This is a genomic window from Bradyrhizobium sp. 154 (assembly GCF_023073875.1).
Taxonomy (GTDB): domain Bacteria; phylum Pseudomonadota; class Alphaproteobacteria; order Rhizobiales; family Xanthobacteraceae; genus Bradyrhizobium.
On sequence record NZ_JADPKG010000015.1, the window covers coordinates 1 to 19,607 of the forward strand.

Genomic DNA, 19,607 nt, shown 5'->3' on the forward strand with positions numbered 1-19,607 from the left:
GCATACGGTCTATAAACAGAAGGTTATCGATGCAGCGGAAGATTACACGGTGCGGACGACGCTTTTCGGTCACGGCTGGCCCAATGCCCCTCATCGCACCCTGCGCACGCCCTTTGTCGAGCGCTGGCTGCCAGATGAGGCGCGCGGCAGTGAGCAGCGGGCCGATGAGCCGCAGATTGGCGAGACCAAGATCGGTGGGCGGGCGACGCCACTCTTGCGCTTCATGGGCTTTCCACCGACCCCGGACGCCTCTGGCGATCTTGACTCGATGGATTTTCTTGCGGGGCAGGGCGTCGGTCTAGTAAATGCAATTAAGCCCGCAGGCGATGTCGTCCAAGAACTGGTCGATGGCGCCCAGCAGCTGGTCTTCCAGCTGGCTCTGTCAACTCAAGCGCCAGACGAATGACTGCTTAGCGTCACGGCGTTCGGACGCAGGCGTTCTCATGTCCGGTCTATCCTTGATACGTGACGTTGCCACCGCCTTTCCGCTGTTCGGCTACGGGCCATGTGTGGACGGCTCCGGGTTGGCAAGGAGAATCTTCACTTGGCGGCGTTGGTCGGTGCGGCCATGTGTTCGGCCTGTTTGCGCGGTTCACGTGACCGCTGGCCATAATGCCCTCCGCGGATCAGGTCCCGATCAAAAGCACGCATTCAAAGATGCCGTGGCGCGTGTGGGTTGTCCTGATCGCCGGATCGATCGGCGCTGCATTAAGTGCTGTTCGCCCTTCCGACCGTTACGTCACACCGGCATGTCCGGCGTGATCTCGTTTTACGCCATGAGAGCGGCGGGTTCCTTGTAGCGTTCGTTCCTCGCCATCATCGCCCGGGCTATCCTGGCGAGTTTGTTGGCGAGCGCGATGGCGGCGAGCTTGGTTGCTCGCCGCGCCAGCAATGCGGAGAGCCGGGGTCGATGCCCCGTTCCATGGATCTTGGCATAGCGTATCACGGCGAGTGCGCCTGCTGTGAACAGGTTGCGCAAATAGCGATCGCCCTGCTTGCTGATACTGCCAAGCTTGTCCTTGCCTCCGCTCGAGTTCTGCTTCGGCACGAGTCCAACCCAGGCCGAGAAGTCCCAACCTGATCGGAAGGCCTTCATCAGCAACGCTCGCGACCAGCGCCGGACCGACACCAGGGATCGCTTTGCTCGTCGCGCTTGATCTGTGCCAGGCAATGATGCGTCTGTCGAACTCCAGGATTTTGGCCTTCAGTGCCCGCAACTGATTGCCGAGAGCCTCAAGACACGCGCGGTCCACCTCCGGGAACCGGCGGTCAGCTGTATCGGCGACGACTTCCAGCAATTGCTCGACACCTCGGCGACCGACCGGGGCGACAATCCCGAACTAGGCAAGATAGGCCCGGATTGAATTGATGACGGCAGTCTGCTGGCGGATAAAGAGACGGCGCGCGCGATGAAGCATCAGACAGCTCTGTTGCTCGACCGTCTTGGTCGGCACGAACCGCATGTTGGGTCTCGTGACCGCCTCGCAAATGGCCTCTGCGTCCGTGGTGTCGTTCTTCTGCCGCTTGACGTAGGGCCTCACATAGGCCGGACGCATCAACCGCACCGTATGCCCCAACGCCTGCAGTTCGCGGGACCAATAGTGGGATGACGCGCAAGCCTCGATCCCCACCAGGCATGGCGGCAACTTCTCAAAAAACGACAGCATGAAACGGCGCCTGAGTTGGCGCCGGATCACCACCTGGCCGGCTGCATCGACGCCATGCACTTGAAAGACCGACTTGAGATATCCAGACCGATCGTCGAAATTGACTGCATAGGCTGCTCCTCCGAATCGCCCAATCCTGGCACTCTCGTGCCCGTGGAGGAGCCGTCGGACGACGAAGTTAGCTCATTCAGAATTGTGCTGGTGTTAAATGCCCAGCCCCACAACCGGCGCCTCCTTGCCTGCGTCAAATTGGGAGCTTGCTATGTGCTCGATTGTCGCCCGATGCTTCCTGAAGGTGGCAGCTACATTATCGGGATCGGTGCCATCAGCAACTGCTCGTTCACGCAAGGCCGACCAGTCGACCTTGCAAACGACGCGATCATCGGCGTTGAATATCGCGAACAAGACGCCTTCAGGCTCAGCCTCTTGAAACTCGCCAGAAGGATTAGGGGATCGGGGCATGTCTTAATCCGGTCTTGCTCTCTAGCAAATAAAGATGGGGCTGTTCGTTCCTACCTTTCCAACCCCTTGAGGATGTCCCTCCGCCGCCTAATGGAAGGCCAGCGCCTAGGTTTGCGGGCGCCCACGAAGACGGGATCGAGGCATAGGAACGATCACGATCGCGGAGCGCTAATCTGGTTAGATAACCTAGGAGGCAGCCGTGGATCGTGACGAAGTCAATTCGCCGTTTGGATCTCAATACGCCAACACCTCACAAGTTGAGGGATCAGATCAAGTCCTGCTCCCCGGAATTACAGGTCGAGAAGATGATCTTGGCGCTGATTCGGCTTCGCCTTCCGCCGCAGACGTGGACAAGCCCATCGGCGCGCGGCCGAGGAGCGAGGTGACCGGCCGGCATCAGCCAGGCATGGGCGCAAACGAGACGACCGACGGGTTGAGCGAGACGGAGGAAGCCGTTCGCGTGGCGGCCGAGGACGAAACCGACGTCGAGGAGTCTGACCGTGAGGGCTCTGACGATCCGGTGTTCGACCGCGCCGATACGATTGTCAAAATCATTTGAAGCGGAAGCACATGACCGATCTGGAGCGGAGAATACGCGAGCGGGCCCATCGTATGTGGCTGGATCAGGGGCAACCAGAAGGAAAAGCCGAAGCGCATTGGGAGCTGGCGCGAATGGCAATCGCGTTTGAGGACGCGAAGCCTCATATGCAAAAACCGGTCACAACCGAAACCGTCGAGCCGGTGGAGGCCTTAGTGAACCAAGGCGAGTTTCCAACTCTCGCCGACCAGGGGGAGCAGCATCTTCCCGGCGAACTCGCCCGCGAGTAGCAGCAGAGAGGCGCGCTCAGGGCCGGGCGGGCGTTGCATGCCTTTTGGCGCGAGCAGGCTCCCTCTCTCACATCGTTGGGAGACTAAACGGTTCAGACAATGGCGCGCTTCGGATATCACGTTTCGCACGAGCAGTTTGCACCGGCCGATCTGCTCCGATGGACCAAGCTGGCAGAGGAGGCCGGCTTCGAGTGCGCTATGTCGTCCGATCATTTCCATCCCTGGAGCGAGCGACAGGGGCAATCGGGCTTCGCATGGTCCTGGCTGGGTGCAGCACTGGAAGCGACTAACCTCCCGTTCGGGATCATCACGGCACCCGGTTATCGCTATCATCCTGCGGTGGTCGCACAGGGTGCCGCGACGCTCGGGCAGATGTATCCGGGTCGCATCTGGCTAGCTCTCGGGAGCGGCGAGGCGATCAACGAATCCATCACCGGCATTCCATGGCCCGAGAAGCAGGAGCGCAATGCACGCCTGCTCGAATGCGTTCATATCATCAGGGCGCTCCTAGCAGGTGAGACTGTTACACATCGCGGCCGGGTGAGCGTCGTTGAAGCAAAGCTCTATACCCGCCCGGAGGAGCCGGTCACGCTGGTGGGCGCGGCCGTGACGGAGAAGACGGCAGAGTGGCTGGGCGGCTGGGCCGGCGCTCTCATCACCGTTCAGGCGAAGCCGGAGCAACTTACCAGGGTAATCGAGGCTTTCCGTCGAGGAGGCGGGGACGGGAAGCCCATTATCCTGCAAATGGCGCTGTCCTGGGCTCCGACGGAAGAAGAAGCGGCAGCCGAGGCCCTGCACCAATGGGCATCCAATGCTGTCGGCGGAGAGGTGAACTGGGACCTTCGTCGACCACAGGATTTCGACAACGTAGGCCGCCTGGTCAAGAGCGAGGACATTCGCCAATCAGTCCTGGTGTCGGCAGATCTGGCGTACGGTCCTGCTGGATGTTCAGCTGCCTGTTCGACGCGTTCATCCGGAATCGATTGTAGCTTGGGTTCTGAAGGTCGTTGCATCGCATTCTCCTGTCGGCGCTGCGAGTAGCCCGACTGCTTTTCATCAGCGCGCGCGAGAGCCGAACGTTCCAACCGATGGTGTCGGCGCCACCTGAGCTCTGCGTCCCGGAGGCGACCCCAGAGCAGCGACTTAGGAACGGTAGATCGATGCTCCGGTTGGGAAAGAAAGCGGAGACGCTCGCCATGGTCGCAAATCTTCCCCGAAACGAAGAAAGAGAAGGCACCCGCAGACTGATGATGTGGGGATGCTCTATCGCCGCGGTTGTTTTCGTGGGCTTTGCGCTGTGGTTTGTCGCACCCCAGATGTTCGGCGCCACCGACTATGTGGGACGTCCGACGTCAGGAGCCGATAACAGCGCGCCCACCACCACAGTTGGGACCGGAGTTCCGACCCAGCGGGAGGCGATCAGCACGGCTGCGAAGGAAGATCCGGCTCGAAACGAAGACTCGACCGGCCGTCGAGCCCGTGAAATCCGGCAAACTGCCGGCCCACCGAACCTCAGCGACCAGCAACGCGAACAGCTCCGCGCGATCTTCTCGTCGGCGCAAGCGCCGGCCATGGATCGTCCCAACTTCGAGATGATGATCGGGACGTCCATTCCTCGGCAGACGGCCGTCGCCGACCTACCGCCGGAAGCAACTCAAGTGCTGAATGGTTTCTGGGGAGACCAGTATCTGATCGCGGGCAAAAGCCTTGTGATTGTCGACCAGCACTCCCGGCGCGTGGCCGCCATCATCGCCAATGTGCACTGAACCCGCTTTTGCGCTGGACTGATTAGACAGATAGTTGCCGGATTGACTTCTCGATCTCTGCCGGCAGCGGCCATCCGGCCAGGACGTCCGTGGGCCAATCCGCCAGGACCGCTATTCTGGTCGCGGCGAGCGCTCCACGACCGCATAGATGTACTTCGTTTTCCGAGGTAAGCCCAAGCCAGGGCTCCGACAACAGCTCCAAGATGCACGCTATGACCGGAGGGAAAAGGAATCGTACGGCTTCCCGGACATACCGATACCTCGTCGATCGGGACCCACCACGCAATGGTCAGGTCGTTGCCGGTCGATCATGCTCTTATGACTTTCGGAACAGCGATCGCTGCCGCCACTGCCACCGCCACATGGCTCGCGGTCGTGCGATGACGCCGCCCACTCGCCCGTGAAGCGAGCCAGATTGCTGCCGCGGGGGGCCAAGCACGTGACCATCAGCCGCCCACGTGGCCGTCCGGAGGCATTTCTAGATTATCGTGTGTTTGTTACCGCTTCGGTTGCAATGAAACGATCCGGTTAGGTGGGCCGGATGGATGCTTTTCTGATCATCTTCCATGAATCGTGGAATATCTACCGGGCATTGACTCTAGTACCCCAGCCACTCGGCCGCCGTATCATTTGATGCGGCCCGCCAGAAATACTTCGCGCGCACCATTAACTTATGTTCCTGCAGCTTGCATTTGTCTGGAGATATAACTCCCGAACGTCAAAGGGAGCTCACCATGATCAAGCGCAGGAGACGATTCAAGCAAACAGACTCTCTCGAAGCGCGGCTGGCGCAGTTCGCGACAAATTTGCGAGAACAGGCAGACCACCAGCCTCCAGGAGAGGAACGCAACTCGTTGCTGAAGCGCGCCTACAATGCAGATCGAGCGATCGACATCGATCGGCATCTACGTGAGCAGCGTTAGCACTCATTGGCTTCGGCACAGACCTCGATCACTGAACTGAACGGGAATTCTCGCGGGCTCTCCCGGAAGCGATGACAAAGGTCACGGCCCGTCAGGGTGATGTCCCCCTCGTGCCAGGAAAGGCTTCCGGTCCCTAGACCGGGAGCTATGTGGCAGAGGAACACCAGTACGCGCCAAGATGTTGGCGGCACAAGGGAGATTGGAACGATGCGGAACGCTTATTCCCGTTAAGCGACAACCAGAGGGACGTCGCCGTGTACTTTGCATTCCTGGGCTCTTCGCTACCCGTCATGCTAGTGCTCAGTGCCTGTCACTTCTGACGGGTCATCGGCACAAGCGGCTTGATGCGCCAGAGGTGTACTCAACGGACCGGATAGTCCGCAGGTGCAGAGTGGTGCGAACAGGCCAATTTGTCGAGCAGCCTTGCTGGAGCATATCTAGTGCCCAAGAATCTCGGTCGAGGCTCAAGGGGCAGCCCGACCCACCTTCTGTTTCAGTCTGGGCCAGTCAGCTTCGCCAACGTTTCTGCCTCAAAAACGTTCGGCTCAGGGCAGCGCTCCCGGTAGACCGCGTTAGTGCGTGTTCGATTTCTGCCATTTCTCCAGGTCAACCGGCGGCCGCTTCGGATCGATCTGCTCTTTCTCCGGATTGCCTTGCCAGGGTTTGTCGGTCTGCCGGTGAGTTGGCGTGTCGGTCTGCTGCCGCGGATCGTCGAGCGGCGTCTCTCTTGGATCGTTTTCAACGGCCTTGGGCATCAGTTCACCTCTCGGGTTTGTAAAATGTTGGTTGCCGCGGCGCTTCAGCGATGCGGATCAACCCGAATCGAAATGGGGGGTTCCGTCTGTTCACATCGGCGCTGCAGCTGTAGGCCCAGGAACGGCCGCCGGGAATCTCATTGCTCCTTCCGGCGGTCCAGCATCGGCACAGAGCAGCTCGGGCGGCGGTGCAGGAGCAAGCAGCTCGGGCAGCTCATCAGGAGCCACGACCGCTCCCGGAACCAATGCCGCCGGAACGGGCCCAATTGAGCGGTGGTGGTGGTCCGCAGGGATCGACAACCGTCGGACGCGCGGCACGCCGGCGGGCGGCACCAACATTGGCCGGATCGATGGGACGGTCACGCCCGGTCCGTCGATGCAGGGCGATGCCCAAATCCGCTTGGAGAGTTCGCAGAATTCAGAGGTTGATCGGAATTTCAAGAGCATCTGGAAGGGATGCTAGAGCATGATCCAAGGGATGATCAGGACGCCGGCTTGTCCGGCGTCCAGTCGAGATCCGCCTCGTCCTGCGGTTGGGGATCGGCAGAGCAAGACTTGATCTTCAGATCGTCCTCGAGCACCGGCTGGCCGTCAGCGTGTTCGACCAGCCCGGCCTGGTCCGCCTTCTCCAGCGTCTCCTCCTTCGTCGAAAACGTCCGGCTCAGCTTTTCCCCGTCCTTGAACAGGGCGTATGCCATGGCGGCCTCTCTCAATTTCCTTGTTCCTCGGAGAAAATACTCAGGCATCTCCAACGTTTGGACGACAGACGCATCGCCGTGGCGAACGTTCCTATCGGTGAAGGAATGCCGGAAGCAGTGCGCAATCGTATCAACGAATGCCGCGATGATTAACGCAGGTTTAGTTCCGATAAATTAGCGCTGCAATTGCAAGCACAACCTAGGCGAGACAGCTGTCATCATAGGAACGCCCGTGTGAGGAATGGCTTGTTGTGGCATCCAAAGTGCCGAGCCGCGCACGAGTTCACCACATGCAAGACAGTCAACCGAACAGCTTTCCGACGTCCGCAGGCGTCCTTCTCGGACTTGGTCTTGGCGGATTCTTCGACGGCATTGTCTTCCACCAGCTGCTGCAATGGCATCATATGTTAAGCGGCTGGTACCCACTCAACTCCATCGACAACATCAAGCTGAACACGACCTGGGACGGCCTCTTCCACAGCGCCACCTATGTCGCGGTGCTTGCTGCTCTTTATTTGCTGTGGCGGCGGGCACGCAGGAGCGAGCTGCAATGGTCTCGCTGGCACTGTCTCGGCGTGATCCTGCTCGGATGGGGTATCTTCAACCTGGTCGAGGGCGTGGTCGACCACCAGGTCCTCCGGCTGCATCAGGTGAATGAGACGGTGCCCGAAGGCCAGCGCATCTTCTGGGATCTCGGCTTCCTGCTGTGGGGAGCTGCGATGGCCGTGATGGGCGCAGCCATGGCGCGTGCGGGAGCGGAGAGAGCGCATGCGCAAGGCGGCCTGCAGGCTCGTTAGAAGCACGCCGCCGGCCTTCGTCTACGGCATCTTTTTGCTGCTGCTGGTGCTCGCAACAGCACCGGCGTTTCGCGTCGTCCTGTTCGGTCTGTCAGTAGATGAACTCCTGCAGTTGCGCTGCTTCGGGCCGGTTTGACGGAGGAGAAGAGCATAGTCGAGTTCAGTCTTTCCGAGACATTCCCGCATCGAGCAGGGAAAGGTCTGGCCAAAGCCGGGCGGCCCGCGCCTGCGTGAATTTCACGTCTATCGCTGGAATCCCGACGACGGCCGCAATCCCCGACTCGACACCTACTTCGTGGATCAGGGCGATTGCGGACCGATGGTGCTGGATGGCCTGATCTGGTCAAGAACAACGTCGACTCGACCTTGACGGTTCAGGCGATCCTGCCGCGAGGGCGTGTGCGCCTCCTGCTCGATGAACATCGCCGGCCAGAACACGCTGGCCTGCACCAAGTCCATGAGCGAGGATCTTCCGCAGGGTGAGCCGCTCCGCGTGTTGCCCTTGCCGCACCAGCCGGTGGGGAAGGATCTGGTCCCTGATCTCACGAACTTCTATGCGCAGCTTGCCCTGGTCGAGCCATGGCTGCAGACCCGTTCGCCCGAGCCCCAGAAGGAATGGCGGCAAAGCCACGAGCACCGGGCAAAGCTCGATGGGCTGTACGAGTGCATTCTCTGCGCCTGCTGCTCGACATCGTGCCCGAGCTACTGGTGGGATTCCGAGCGCTTTCTGAGGCCGGCCGCCCTGATTCAGCCGCGCGCTGGATCAACGACAGCCGGGACGAAGCGACGGGCGAGCGGCTCGACATGCTCGAAGACCCCTTCAGGATTCTATCGCTGCCACCCCATCCTCAATTGTGCGAAGGCCTGTCCCAAAGGCCTCAATCCCGGAGAAGCCATCGCCGCCCTGCGCCTCAAGATGGTCGAACGTAAGTTCTGAGCGCCGCGCTGACAGGAACCATGGCTGCGGCGTTCGCTTATCAAACTCCGAATTGGAGGAGCTGATGGGAAAGAAGCAGTTCGCTGCCTTACCGTTTCGTCTGGACAACCGAGCTGCGCGTGATGCTGATTACGACGAGGCGCAAGCGCCGATGGAGTGTCCCGAAGGGGTCCCCGATGCGCAGCAAGAAGCCGCATCACACGGCGGCGCTCGAGGATTACGAGGAGGCGGGCCTCGTAGGCGACATCGCGACACGCGCGATGGGCAGATTCAAGCACCGCAAGCGGAAGGGCGACCGCAAGCGGACCATAGACGTTGCCGTCTTCCCGATGAAGGTGCACGGCCAGGAGCGCTGGTGGCCCGGAGAAGGGCGAGCGCGAGCCGCGATCTGGGTCACCGCTGAACCCGCAGCGCGTCTGGTGCACAAAGCGGAGCTTCGGCGGCTGATTGCCCGCTTTGCAGCGCGACCAACAAAGGTGCGCCCTCGCCGTTGAGCGGCAGGCGGGCTTCCGCAAGCACGCGGATTGCCTTCCTGGCAGTCCTTGATCGAGCATCTCCTGGACGATCTCCATCTCGAACGGGACGTCGCCGACGAACTGCGTGGCGGCTATTAAATGCTCGCTGAATATTACCGGCCGAAGCGCGGGGGCATCGGCCCGCTCCGCAGTTGGCTCGATCGCAATTGGCGCGTCGATCCGGAGAAGATCGCCAGCTGCACCGGATCATCGTCGAACTCGATTTTCCGATCATCTATACGACGAATTACGACCGCAATCCCGAGACCGCCTTCGATGTCCTGCACAAGCCCTACGCGAAGAACAGCTTTTGGAAGCGGCGGAATCCGGGCAGCATACGCTTGCCGAACTCCGTGCCGCCGGTCTCCAGGCGTTCGCAAAAGCGGCGAAATTCTTTCGATGAGACAATTTTCTGACGTCGTGGTTGGCCGTTTGGCACTTTCCGGCAGAGACTTCCAGTACAACCTCCAGGTTAGACCTCACGCATTCGGACAGCGGGCGGCAAAGAAATTCCTGTTCCTGGAAAGGAACCTAAGATGAGCGTTGATCGTTGGTCAAGGCTGCCAAAGCGGACCAATGTATTCCGAGGTAACCATGCATCGCAGCATTAAGCCCACAAGCTCGTTTAAGCAGCGCCTCAGTGAGGAGGCTGCCAAGTTGCGGGCAGCCGCCGAACAGCTGCCACCCGGTACTCAGCGAGAGCTGTTGATGAAGCGGGTCAGGCAACCTGAGGCTGCCGTGCACATCAATGACTGGCTGGCGGCCCCGGGCTCGGCACCTCCCGCTGCAGTAAGACAAGTGGTAGCGAAAAACGGCGTGTGATACCTCATGAAGCTGTTAACCGAATATCTCGAGAGGGCCGTCCAACTTGAAAAGCTGGCGGCCAGCGAACCCGTTTCGGCATTCAAATCGCAGTTGCTTCAACAAGCCGGCGCGTATCGCAAGCTCGCGGCCAGGCGGGCAAGGGAATATGGGCTCCCCCCGCCCAGTCCACCAGAAACCCTTTCCGTTGAGGATCAGAAGGATTTTGCTCGGTTTCAGCGGCTGCCCAGCTGCTGAAGCGAAGGGGCCACGGTGCCTGCTCCGGCTACCGCCAGCAGATCCTTGCCTTGCGGCAGCGACGTCCAATTCCAGCACACAGGTCGACACTGGTACTGACGAACTCACTTGCTATCGAGGAGTGTTCTTGGAGTGACGCTAGCGCTTCCTGCCGGTGGGCTTGGCTCGGCGTCGAGGCATTCTTTTCTGCTTGGGCCTGGTCGGCTTTTCGGTCTGCTCAGCCGCGAGAACTCGGGCTTGGATTTCCCCCAAGTCAGTGAGCGCAGCAACGATGCTCTGAAGACGTTTGCGAATAGCAGCAGCGGGAATGACTGCTCGACCGCGGGTACTCATTGGACGCCCCCAACTTACTGTTGCGCTCTCCGGGGACACCCTCAAAATTCGCTTTTTAGGCGAGGGTAGTCCTTAAAAATTTAAATGACGGCTACCGTAAGCAGGTTGAGCGAAATGGCACGAACCGGACGAAGCTCGTACGCTTGATGCCCAGGTAGTCTGGCCTCACCTTAGAGACTTAGAGCTACAGCGATCCAACATCTCACGGACTTTGAGTGCGAGCTTGGCCTGAGTAATTGGCTTCTCCAGGAGATCGACACCTTCGTCCAGCCGCCCCTGGTGAACCACTGCGTTTCGAGAGTACCCTGTCATGTACAAGATATGAAGATGGGGTCTTATCTGTTGGGCCCGTCGACCCAGCTCGCGACCGTTTATCCCGGGCATAACGACGTCTGTTAGTAGCAGATCCACCTGATGCTCTTCCTGCAACAGGATGGTCAGTGCAGCTTGGGCGCTACCCGCTGATAAAACACGATAATTGAGGTCCCGCAGCACGTCCGAAACATAAGTCCTGAGATCGGCATCGTCCTCAACGACGAGGATTGTCTCTGTCGCCTCGCCTTCTGCCACGAGGTCGCTACCATCGTCCGGAGCAGGGTGCACAACGCCATGATACCGGGGGAAATACATTCGGATGCTCGTCCCTTCGCCAACCTCGCTATAGATTTTCACATTCCCGCCAGATTGCTTGACGAAGCCATAGACTTGGCTCAGACCAAGTCCAGTGCCCTGTCCGGGCTCCTTGGTCGTAAAAAATGGCTCGAAAGCGTGCTCCAAGACCTCTTGGCTCATGCCACTGCCAGTATCGCTGACGCAAATGACGACGTACTGTCCAACGGCGACTTCCGGGTTTGCGCGAGCATAATCCTCATCCGCTGAGACGTTTGCGGCCTCGACCGTCAGCTTTCCACCATTCGGCATCGCATCGCGGGCATTGATCGCCAGATTCACAATCGCCGACTCGAGGTGATTGACGTCCACTTCAATCTGCCAAAGCCCTGCGCCTCCAACGGTCTGAAGCTCGACGCGTTCGCCCAGTGTGCGCTGCAGAAAGTCCTGCAGCCCGTTCAGGAAATTGTTCAAATTGATGGGCTTTGGATCCAGCGCCTGCCGTCGCGAGAAGGCGAGCAAGCGGCTGGTCAATGCCGCCGCTCGTTGTGCTCCCCGTTTCGCATTGGCCAGCGCGCGATGGAGATTTGCGCTACCAACGTGGCGACTGTTTCGCTCCGCAGTCTCGATATTTCCAAGGACAATCATTAGGAGGTTATTGAAATCGTGTGCGATGCCACCGCTGAGTTGCCCGATTGCTTCCAGCTTCTGAGAGGCAAGAAGCTGTTCCTGGACGTGCTTTAGTTCGTCCTGAGCCTGCTTACGTTCGGTGAGATCACGAGTGACTTTGGCGAAGCCGAGGACTTCGCCTCTCTCATCTGTGATTCGGTCGATCACAACGGAGGCCCAAAAGCGCGTGCCATCCTTGCGCATACGCCAGCCTTCCGCCTCGAACCGTCCCTGCTGAGCTGCTTGCGCCAGTGCCATCTTTGGCACCTCGTTCTGCAAATCCTCCGGCGTGTAAAATGCGCTGAAATGCCGGCCGATGATCTCCTCGGGAGCATACCCCTTAATGCGCTGAGCACCAGAATTCCAGGTCGCTACATGGCCGGACGTGTCGAGTTGAAAGATGGCATAATCAACAACGGCTTCAACGAGCCGGCGATATCGTCGTTCACTCTCCAGTAGATCGTCGTGGGCCCTCTGTCGTTCGGTGATGTCACGGGTCACTTTTGCAAAGCCAATCAGCCTGCCTTCCTCGTCACGAATCGCGTCTAGGACGACGAGCGCCCAAAAGCGCGTGCCATCCTTTCGAACTCGGCACCCTTCAGACGCAAAGCGACCGGTTTCCCGCGCGGTTGCCAGTGCTTTCTGCGGGAGACCCGATTCGCGATCCTCGGGCGTGTAGAAAATCGAAAACGGCTTTCCGATGATCTCTTCGGGCGAATACCCTTTGAGACGCTCGGCTCCCGTGTTCCAGGTTTTAACGTAACCCTTGGTGTCGAGCATAAAAATCGCGTAGTCGACAATGGAATTGATCAGCAATTCGAGGGTGCGGTTGTTCTCGACCGGGGCGTTCTTCATGGCTCGGCTTTGTGAGGGAGAGCCCAAACCTCGAGCGGGTCTGGAACCTATTCTAATGCCACGATGCGCATCGAGGTTCCAAGAATTTTAGAGCCGTCCAGGAGCGGCCACCCACTGCAAGCCGGTGTTTGGTGGAGTGTGGCTATGTCAAATCGAGATATGTGGATGGGAACCAAGGATCATCAATCAGGCGAGGACCTGAGGATGCACCGCCGGCGCTTAGCAGTAGCCCTGAAGCGATCAGACGCTCTACTGCCGGTCGATCAGATGCAAGACAAGATCGCAGCCATCAAGAACGAGCTCCAGACGCCACAGGGGGAGGGTAGGGCATAGCTCCCTCGGAGATTTCCGCCGCCTTGGCCATTGCCCATTTCGATGACGTGCGGAAGCATGCGGGATCATTGAGGGACAGGTCCTATGGGGCTTTCAAGTCCGCTTCTACCTCTTCGCTGAAGATGGACTTCAAGCGATCTCGCTGCGAGTGATGATGGGCCTGATCCGCGGCACAGACGCTATGCCGCAGTACGCTGGGACGAGCAAAAGGTCGCTGACGCAATCCTGGAGAACGAGGAAAGAAACCGGTTCGCATCGAGAGGACCCAAGGAAGCTATCTAACGTTCGACGAGAATGGACAAGTCCATAAGGATCTTTTGGCTCCCGGCTTTGCCGCGCTCGAAACGGGCATGGCCCTAGAGGAGGCACTTAGGAAGCCCCAGACGAAAATCGTTGATCTCACCCCTAAGCTCAATCGCGAGAAGTGGGAACGGGAAAACCGATGGACGCTCTCTCAAGAAGAACTCGACGCGCTTGCGGATGATATCTGGCGGCGTAGGCAGGCAGGCCCAGCATCGCTCGGGCAAAGGGGGCCGCTCATAAGCCTCCTAAAGTGACGTACGAGGCAAAGGAGGCGATCGGAGAAAACAGGACTAGGCTTGAATTGGAAATCGACAACAAGCTGCGATGGCTTAGTGAGCCTGCTTTGAAGGGAGTTGAGTTCGAGGCACGTGAGAACGCCAAGATCGAGTCAGATGGACCGCTGTGGGTCGGCATTGCCGAGGCGGCTGAGCGCTATCACGAATCCAAGTTCGCCGGCGCACGGGAAGAGGGGGTCTGGTGCGCAGTGGTCGAGATCTTACGATGGGATCCGATTCAACGAACCGGTGAAACGATCGCAACCTTCCATGAGGGTTGCGAATTAAAGCCTGAGGCAGAGGAGGCGGCCCGAAGACTCCTGACTGAGAACGCGAAGCACTTCACTGCCGAAACGGCGGTAGATACCGAGGTGCTTTGGGAGCTGGACTGGGACGCAGAAGCGGAAGCCAAGCTTCTCTAGGCTAGACCGTGTACCTGTAAAACTAAACCGCGGCTAAAGCGAGAAGGAATGTCTGCTTTGCCCCTACAACGGCCGAGCCGTGGGGCGGCACAAAATGTCGAAGGGCCACAGGCCGAAGTTCCCCGCTGCTGAGTGGCTATTCCACGTTGCCGGTTCTCAACGTGCCTTGCGCGCGAACAACTCCACAGGCGCGATCACCCCCTTCGAGATGCTTGCGATCATGTTTTTGATCTGATCCTGCCGTCTGTCGCCCATCAGAGTGTGTAGGCCTAGCGGCGCGGGATCGGTGGCCGCCGAGGCGCGTGATCTCAGGTCCTCAAAGTATGCGAGCGCAAAGTCCCTTCGATTGTGTTCTGACAGGATTTCAAATCCTGTATGCTCCAGCGCCCGCTTGTAGCTTTCCGGCGAGCCCAACGCACTGCATTCGTGCGTGGTGGCCCATGGAAGGGGGTAAGACAGGTGGCCATCGGCCATTCGCATGACGTCATACACCGCAAACAGGGCTCCTGGCCGCAGAACGCGCGCGACTTCGAAGCAGAGGCGTTCCTTGTCTTCGATGTTCATACCGACGTGAAGCATATAGGCTGCGCTGAAATTCCATTGTTCGAATGGCATCGAAAGAGCTGTCGACTGGTAGAGCTTGACGCGATCGCTCAGCCCCACCCATTCGCACAGGCGATTGCCCGTCTCGACATAATCCAGTGTCAGATCGACGCCGCTAACCCGGCACTGGTAGCGGTCGGCTACAAATCGCGCCGGCCCACCCAGTCCGCAACCGACATCGAGTACGTGATCGCTTGCGTCGATGCCAAGCTGTTGCATAAGCTGTTCGGTCGCCCTGCGGCCACCAATATGGAACTCGTCCACTGCTGCAAGCTCGCCGATGGTGACAGTATCGATCGCTTTTCCCATTCGAACGACACCGTTCTCGATCGCATGAGTCAGGCCGCTTCGCGCGTAGTGAGCGGAAACATTCGATCGATCTGAGGTCTTGTCCACTGCGGTCGACTCCGCCGGATTGAACGTCATGATGCCTTAATGCCCGCCGCTCGAATGACTTTACCCCATTTTTCGTATTCAGCGGCCATGCGCGCGGCACATTCATCTGGCGTATTCGCCACCGGCTCATATCCGGACGAAGCAAGCCTGTCCTTTACGTCCGGTTGCGCCATCAGCTTCGCGATCTCGCGCTGAAGCAAGCTGGTCAACTCTTTCGGCGTCCCGGCCGGAACGAGGAGAGCCGTCCAGATGTCGGCCGCGATGTCCGGGTAACCGGCCTCCGCGATACTAGGGATTTCCGGCAGCGCCTGTGATCTGGTCGTGCTGGTAAGGGCAAGGGCACGCAGCTTGCCGTCCTTGACGTGTTGTATGGCAGGCGGAAGCGCGCCAAACGAGACAGGGGTGTGACCGGCGAGCGTCGCTCCGATCGCAGCGCCGCCGCTGTTGAACGGGACGTGCACGATATCGAGCTGGAGGGAAAGCCGAAACAGTTCACCCAACAGATGCGGTGGAGTGCCTGTTCCGGGAGAGGCATAGCTAAATTTGCCCGGGCTGCTCTTGATCAGTGTAATTAACTCCTTGACCGTCTTCGCCTGAACTGACGGGTGGACCGTCAGCACTGTAGGCGCGGTTGCCACGAGCGTCACGGCATCAAAGCTCCTCTGGACATCATAAGGAACGCTCGTGAAAAGCGTTGGGTTCACGACATAGCTGGGTGAAGCCACAAAAATCGTATAGCCGTCGGCCGCCGCTTTCGCGGCCTGTCCTGCTCCAATGTTGCCTCCAGCACCACCGATATTCTCGACGTAGAACTGCTTACCGAGTTGATCGGATAATCCTTGCGCGATAATGCGCGCCGCCAAGTCATTTGGACCTCCGGCGGCAAACGGGACGATGATGCGTACAGGCCGGGCCGGATATTGCTGCGAGAACGCCGTGCGCGGCAAGGCTGCGAGCCCAACGATCGAAGAGGAAGCGGTCAGAAAACGGCGGCGGTTCAGTCTCATGTGAGGACCCCACTTGTGCTGTCTTCGCTCCCCCTGAAGACTAGGCCTCCCTGCCAGTCCGAGCCATAATATGCATCTAACAAGATTCATATCTAATGGATATGGAAATGGAACTGAGGCATCTGCGCTACTTCATCGCCGTAGCCGAGGAATTGCACATCACGCGGGCTGCTGAGCGTCTCGGCATGCAGCAACCGCCCCTGAGCCAGCAGATCAAGGCAATCGAGCTGGAGCTGGACGTGCAACTATTTCTTCGCAAGGCCCGAGGAGTCGAGTTGACCGATGCTGGGCGCGCATTCCTGGAAGAAGCACGTGCTACGCTCAAACATCTGGATAGAGCATTCGAGACCACCCGGCGGGCGTCGCGGGGCGAACAGGGCCGACTCTGCGTCGGCGTCACATCCACGACGCCTTTTCATCCATTGGTACCACGCGCCATTCGAGCGTTCAGGGCGGCCTGTCCAATGGTGTCCCTCACATTGGAGGAATGTCTCAGCAACGCGTCCGTGGACCGTTTGCGGAACGAACAAATGGATGTCGCATTCATACGTGCCAATTCAGGCGATGGGCACGGTCTTGTCGTAACCTTTCTGCTGGAGGAGCTCATGGTCGTTGCGTTGCCCAGCGCGCACATCCTTGCTCAAAGCAAACCCGAAACGACGATTTCTGTCGAACGATTGGCCAGCGAGACATTCATTCTCTACGGACCTCCGGGGACCGGAATGTACGATTCGACCATTGCCGCGTGCCAGGCCGCGGGGTTCAGTCCACGCATGGGCAATCTTGGTGCATCCACACAGTTGGCGCCTCGTATTACTTCGACGCTAAGTCTGGTCGGAGCGGGTCTCGGCATTACGTTTGTTCCGTCGTCGCTCCAACGCATGAACATGGAGGGCGTAGTGTATCGCGCGATCAAAGGTCCGATTCGGCCAAAGGCAGCGCTCAAGCTTGCTTCGCGCCGGGGTGACCAATCTGCAGTCGTTAAGCAGTTCATCAACTTTGTCCGGAAAGAAGCGAAAGACTTCGCTCCCTGATAGTTGATGCATGGCCTAAACACTACGCGCCTACGAAGGTCCGCCTCCGGCCAAAATGCGAGAACTCAACGTGAGCAAATCGAGCCCGCCATGTCTCATTCAGCGGACCTCAAGGAGCGGCGCCCTCACTTCTCTGATGGGCCACAAGTGAACATCGGCGATAGCGTCTCAGCTTTTTGACGCGGAATCGCCGGAACTTATTCAGGTGACGGCTGCGAATAGGCGCATTGGCTCGGCGAGCCCCTTAAGCTCAGCGGGTCCCCGATCGACGAACTTGAGGCCAGCGCTTGCCACTAGGTCTCCGATCGCCATCGGTACCAGTGACTCGCCGTCAGCGACGGTGCGGGGAAACGAGATTGTACTCGCTTGGAAAGGGTTTCCTGGAGGCGATGACCTGTGGTTCTCAGTGTTCAGCAGCGGTCAGTACTCGGGGCAAACCGCTGTTGCCAGCGTCGGAAGCGCAGCTGCTCCTTCCCTTGTCAATTTTGGTGGAAAGCTGGTGTTGGGCTGGCGGGGAATTCCAGGTGGCAGCAACCTATACGTCTCTTCGCTTGGCTAATCCTTGAAGTGACAATAGCGGGTCTGGGTGTGCTGTCTTACCCAGGTGCGCAAGCGGCGGTAGAGCGCTATGGGTCAACCTCTGCCGTGGGATCACCGCCCGGCAATGGTCTGTTGTCCTTCCGATACGCGACATTCACCTCTCGTTCCGAACGGCAGCTCTCTAATTCCGGGCCTGCGGTCAAGACTCTCCTCACATCCTTGCCGGGTCCATGGTTCTCTCCGCGGTAGGGGCATGCCCTGCGCATGATGGCGTAGGATGACGTTGGCGGATCAATGTGTGAAGCGCGCTTGCTTTTTTGAGCATCGCAAAGCCAGGGGCGATCGCACCAACGCCAGCGTCCCGGCAGCGACATCAGCTCCCGCCGTAGGTCGGCGGGCGCCTCCAAGTGCACCTGCACATCTTTGCACCGGTCCCGGATAGTCTTGCTCGATCCAGGGCTGTCCGCGAGACGAACCTGCTCGATCATCACCAACCTAAGGGTAGATCCACGTGGCTTGGGCCGAACGCTTTGTGCTCGAACTTGCCTCTACAGGAGCGTGAATGGCGCGCTCCTCGCCAGCGGCGGGGCCCAGGATGTAGGGGCAGACCGTCTGGCGCTCGCCGTCTTGGCTCAAGTGAACCGGCCGGCGTTCAAAGAAAAGCTTGTCCGAGCGCAATGAAGACTTCGCTATGAAGGGCCGCTTGCCCCGCGGCGGGGCCGGTAGACTTCGAAGTCCGGGTTGAACGTTGCTACTCGGGTGATCCCCAAGCGCTCCACGAGCGCAAAACTGGTCCGGTCGACGAAGGAAAAGCTCTCGTCAGCGAACCTTGCCTCTATCTAGGAAGCCGCATCTCAGCGCCGACGATGCATACGAACTCCGCTGTCGCGCAGGCCGTTCCCAGAACACTTCCGCCCGCTCGCTGCTAAACTGCGCTTTGAGAAGCTGCCACGTCTCGGCCAGCGCCAGGTCCGTCGTGAGGTGCAGGTCGATGCTCCGGAGAATGGACTTGGCGCGCTCATTCTGATGATGGCGCTTGGCTGCCCGCTGCTGGCGGTGCTGGAAGCGTGGCTGCGCGAGCAGCGTGCTCGGCTATCGAACTCCTCATCGGTCACGAAGCCAGTCGACTACATGCCGCGCCGCCAGGATCGGTTCACTCGCTTCGTCAATGAAGGGCGGATCTGCCTGACAAATAATGCGGCGAAACGCGCGTTGCGCGGCTTTGCTCTCGGCTGCAAGTCCTGGCTGTTCGCCGGCTCAGAACGCGGCGCTGACCGCGCCGCCATCATGGCGACGCCGATCATGACGGCAAAGCTCAACGACATCGATCCGCAAGTCCGGCTGGCGGACGTCTTGGCCCGCATCGCCAGCACCCGCAACGTCGGCTCAATGAGCTGCTGTTGGGAATGGAAGAACAGCCCTGTTCAGTCTGCGGCCTGATAGGGCCACCGCACCGCGCGATCATCCCGCGGCCCTCACCGGCTTTCAATTACCCACATTTAGCCGAGGGGGCTGAGGGAGCGCACCAACTATTGCATCGCAGGAATCGACCGTGATTCCTTGTCTGGCACCGATTCGCAGGGGGCGGTGCCAATGGACGAAAAAGCCGACGCATGGTTTGATCGCGAGCTCGCTGGCTGCAACCTTGCCGACGAGCGCCTGAATAAGCGGCTCCGCAAACTGGTAGCGCAGATCGGGAGCGCCATGGGAGAAAGCATTCCGCTGGTGTGCCAGGACTGGGCCAATACCAAGGCTGCGTATCGTTTTTTCTCCAACGACCGGGTCAGTGAGGCGGACATTCTGGCCGGCCACTTTCAATCT

At 59.4% G+C, this 19,607-nt stretch carries 19 protein-coding genes and 3 pseudogenes; 15 read left to right on the forward strand and 7 right to left on the reverse strand.

Annotated features, from left to right (window positions below; all coding sequences use genetic code 11):
* Positions 1-406 (forward strand): annotated as a pseudogene (locus IVA92_RS01195) (hypothetical protein); the annotation flags it as partial.
* Positions 407-769: 363 nt separating this feature from the next.
* Here the strand turns inward: IVA92_RS01195 and IVA92_RS01200 are convergent.
* Positions 770-1,777: pseudogene (locus tag IVA92_RS01200) on the reverse strand (IS110 family transposase).
* Positions 1,778-1,871: 94 nt separating this feature from the next.
* Positions 1,872-2,129 carry a DUF1488 family protein gene (locus IVA92_RS01205; protein ID WP_247277765.1) on the reverse strand — a complete coding sequence of 86 codons (258 nt, stop codon included), beginning with the start codon at positions 2,127-2,129 and terminating at the stop codon, positions 1,872-1,874.
* A gap of 199 nt (positions 2,130-2,328) precedes the next feature.
* Between IVA92_RS01205 and IVA92_RS01210 the strand changes: the two genes are divergently transcribed.
* From IVA92_RS01210 to IVA92_RS01230, 5 genes are all read left to right on the forward strand, one after another.
* Positions 2,329-2,688 carry a hypothetical protein gene (locus IVA92_RS01210; RefSeq protein ID WP_247277766.1) on the forward strand — a complete coding sequence of 120 codons (360 nt, stop codon included), beginning with the start codon at positions 2,329-2,331 and terminating at the stop codon, positions 2,686-2,688.
* Positions 2,689-2,699: 11 nt separating this feature from the next.
* Complete coding sequence (locus IVA92_RS01215) at positions 2,700-2,957, forward strand: DUF2934 domain-containing protein (RefSeq protein ID WP_247277767.1); 258 nt, start codon at positions 2,700-2,702, stop codon at positions 2,955-2,957.
* A 99-nt stretch (positions 2,958-3,056) separates the two neighbouring features.
* Positions 3,057-3,998 (forward strand): TIGR03885 family FMN-dependent LLM class oxidoreductase, encoded by a 942-nt coding sequence (locus IVA92_RS01220; protein ID WP_247277768.1) that lies wholly within the window; start codon positions 3,057-3,059, stop codon positions 3,996-3,998.
* Positions 3,999-4,126: 128 nt separating this feature from the next.
* Positions 4,127-4,723 carry a DUF1236 domain-containing protein gene (locus tag IVA92_RS01225; protein ID WP_247277769.1) on the forward strand — a complete coding sequence of 199 codons (597 nt, stop codon included), beginning with the start codon at positions 4,127-4,129 and terminating at the stop codon, positions 4,721-4,723.
* 734 nt (positions 4,724-5,457) lie between these two features.
* The gene (locus IVA92_RS01230) at positions 5,458-5,646 is read left to right on the forward strand and encodes a hypothetical protein (protein ID WP_249797103.1); all 189 of its coding nucleotides are present in this window, start codon (positions 5,458-5,460) and stop codon (positions 5,644-5,646) included.
* A gap of 572 nt (positions 5,647-6,218) precedes the next feature.
* On the opposite strand, the gene IVA92_RS01235 is transcribed toward IVA92_RS01230, so the two are convergent.
* On the reverse strand, positions 6,219-6,401 hold the full coding sequence (locus IVA92_RS01235; RefSeq protein ID WP_247277770.1) for a hypothetical protein: 183 nt from the start codon (positions 6,399-6,401) through the stop codon (positions 6,219-6,221).
* 482 nt (positions 6,402-6,883) lie between these two features.
* Positions 6,884-7,099, reverse strand: coding sequence for a hypothetical protein (locus IVA92_RS01240; RefSeq protein ID WP_247277771.1), 216 nt, complete (start codon positions 7,097-7,099; stop codon positions 6,884-6,886).
* Between the two features lie 290 nt (positions 7,100-7,389).
* On the opposite strand from IVA92_RS01240, the gene IVA92_RS01245 reads away from it, so the two are divergent.
* The 5 genes from IVA92_RS01245 (at position 7,390) to IVA92_RS01265 (ending at position 10,407) form a co-directional block, all read left to right on the forward strand.
* On the forward strand, positions 7,390-7,896 hold the full coding sequence (locus tag IVA92_RS01245; protein WP_247277772.1) for a DUF2243 domain-containing protein: 507 nt from the start codon (positions 7,390-7,392) through the stop codon (positions 7,894-7,896).
* Positions 7,868-8,032, forward strand: a complete 165-nt coding sequence (locus IVA92_RS01250) for a hypothetical protein (protein ID WP_247277773.1) — start codon at positions 7,868-7,870, stop codon at positions 8,030-8,032. Before IVA92_RS01245 ends, IVA92_RS01250 begins: the two co-directional genes overlap by 29 nt.
* A 279-nt stretch (positions 8,033-8,311) precedes the next feature.
* Positions 8,312-8,833, forward strand: a complete 522-nt coding sequence (locus tag IVA92_RS01255; RefSeq protein WP_247277774.1) for a 4Fe-4S dicluster domain-containing protein — start codon at positions 8,312-8,314, stop codon at positions 8,831-8,833.
* Between the two features lie 176 nt (positions 8,834-9,009).
* Positions 9,010-9,327: an NUDIX hydrolase gene (locus IVA92_RS01260; protein ID WP_346015581.1), complete on the forward strand. Its 318-nt coding sequence runs from the start codon at positions 9,010-9,012 to the stop codon at positions 9,325-9,327.
* Between the two features lie 849 nt (positions 9,328-10,176).
* Positions 10,177-10,407: a hypothetical protein gene (locus tag IVA92_RS01265; RefSeq protein ID WP_247277775.1), complete on the forward strand. Its 231-nt coding sequence runs from the start codon at positions 10,177-10,179 to the stop codon at positions 10,405-10,407.
* Positions 10,408-10,905: 498 nt separating this feature from the next.
* Here IVA92_RS01265 and IVA92_RS01270 read toward each other — a convergent pair whose 3' ends face one another.
* Positions 10,906-12,873 carry a PAS domain-containing sensor histidine kinase gene (locus tag IVA92_RS01270; RefSeq protein ID WP_247277776.1) on the reverse strand — a complete coding sequence of 656 codons (1,968 nt, stop codon included), beginning with the start codon at positions 12,871-12,873 and terminating at the stop codon, positions 10,906-10,908.
* 937 nt (positions 12,874-13,810) lie between these two features.
* Here IVA92_RS01270 and IVA92_RS01275 point away from each other — a divergent pair.
* Positions 13,811-14,206 carry a hypothetical protein gene (locus tag IVA92_RS01275; protein ID WP_247277777.1) on the forward strand — a complete coding sequence of 132 codons (396 nt, stop codon included), beginning with the start codon at positions 13,811-13,813 and terminating at the stop codon, positions 14,204-14,206.
* A 156-nt stretch (positions 14,207-14,362) separates the two neighbouring features.
* Here the strand turns inward: IVA92_RS01275 and IVA92_RS01280 are convergent, their stop codons facing one another.
* Positions 14,363-15,235 (reverse strand): methyltransferase domain-containing protein, encoded by an 873-nt coding sequence (locus tag IVA92_RS01280; RefSeq protein WP_247277778.1) that lies wholly within the window; start codon positions 15,233-15,235, stop codon positions 14,363-14,365.
* On the reverse strand, positions 15,232-16,212 hold the full coding sequence (locus tag IVA92_RS01285; RefSeq protein WP_247277779.1) for a tripartite tricarboxylate transporter substrate-binding protein: 981 nt from the start codon (positions 16,210-16,212) through the stop codon (positions 15,232-15,234). Before IVA92_RS01285 ends, IVA92_RS01280 begins: the two co-directional genes overlap by 4 nt.
* A 107-nt stretch (positions 16,213-16,319) precedes the next feature.
* Between IVA92_RS01285 and IVA92_RS01290 the strand changes: the two genes are divergently transcribed.
* The 3 genes and pseudogenes from IVA92_RS01290 to IVA92_RS01300 all read left to right on the forward strand — a co-directional run.
* Positions 16,320-17,246, forward strand: a complete 927-nt coding sequence (locus IVA92_RS01290) for a LysR family transcriptional regulator (protein ID WP_247277780.1) — start codon at positions 16,320-16,322, stop codon at positions 17,244-17,246.
* Between the two features lie 1,587 nt (positions 17,247-18,833).
* A pseudogene (locus tag IVA92_RS01295) lies at positions 18,834-19,226 on the forward strand (transposase); the annotation flags it as partial.
* Between the two features lie 153 nt (positions 19,227-19,379).
* On the forward strand, positions 19,380-19,607 hold a 228-nt coding region (locus IVA92_RS01300; RefSeq protein WP_276577424.1), incomplete at its 3' end, for a transposase DNA-binding-containing protein.

Bases quoted from the DNA above. Each gene is read 5' to 3' on its own strand.
- IVA92_RS01205 (WP_247277765.1), bottom strand. From the start codon at position 2,129: ATGCCCCGATCCCCTAATCCTTCTGGCGAGTTTCAAGAGGCTGAGCCT.
- IVA92_RS01215 (WP_247277767.1), top strand. From the start codon at position 2,700: ATGACCGATCTGGAGCGGAGAATACGCGAGCGGGCCCATCGTATGTGG.
- IVA92_RS01220 (WP_247277768.1), top strand. From the start codon at position 3,057: ATGGCGCGCTTCGGATATCACGTTTCGCACGAGCAGTTTGCACCGGCC.
- IVA92_RS01230 (WP_249797103.1), top strand. From the start codon at position 5,458: ATGATCAAGCGCAGGAGACGATTCAAGCAAACAGACTCTCTCGAAGCG.
- IVA92_RS01235 (WP_247277770.1), bottom strand. From the start codon at position 6,401: ATGCCCAAGGCCGTTGAAAACGATCCAAGAGAGACGCCGCTCGACGAT.
- IVA92_RS01240 (WP_247277771.1), bottom strand. From the start codon at position 7,099: ATGGCATACGCCCTGTTCAAGGACGGGGAAAAGCTGAGCCGGACGTTT.
- IVA92_RS01245 (WP_247277772.1), top strand. From the start codon at position 7,390: ATGCAAGACAGTCAACCGAACAGCTTTCCGACGTCCGCAGGCGTCCTT.
- IVA92_RS01250 (WP_247277773.1), top strand. From the start codon at position 7,868: ATGCGCAAGGCGGCCTGCAGGCTCGTTAGAAGCACGCCGCCGGCCTTC.
- IVA92_RS01255 (WP_247277774.1), top strand. From the start codon at position 8,312: ATGAACATCGCCGGCCAGAACACGCTGGCCTGCACCAAGTCCATGAGC.
- IVA92_RS01260 (WP_346015581.1), top strand. From the start codon at position 9,010: ATGCGCAGCAAGAAGCCGCATCACACGGCGGCGCTCGAGGATTACGAG.
- IVA92_RS01265 (WP_247277775.1), top strand. From the start codon at position 10,177: ATGAAGCTGTTAACCGAATATCTCGAGAGGGCCGTCCAACTTGAAAAG.
- IVA92_RS01270 (WP_247277776.1), bottom strand. From the start codon at position 12,873: ATGAAGAACGCCCCGGTCGAGAACAACCGCACCCTCGAATTGCTGATC.
- IVA92_RS01280 (WP_247277778.1), bottom strand. From the start codon at position 15,235: ATGACGTTCAATCCGGCGGAGTCGACCGCAGTGGACAAGACCTCAGAT.
- IVA92_RS01285 (WP_247277779.1), bottom strand. From the start codon at position 16,212: ATGAGACTGAACCGCCGCCGTTTTCTGACCGCTTCCTCTTCGATCGTT.
- IVA92_RS01290 (WP_247277780.1), top strand. From the start codon at position 16,320: ATGGAACTGAGGCATCTGCGCTACTTCATCGCCGTAGCCGAGGAATTG.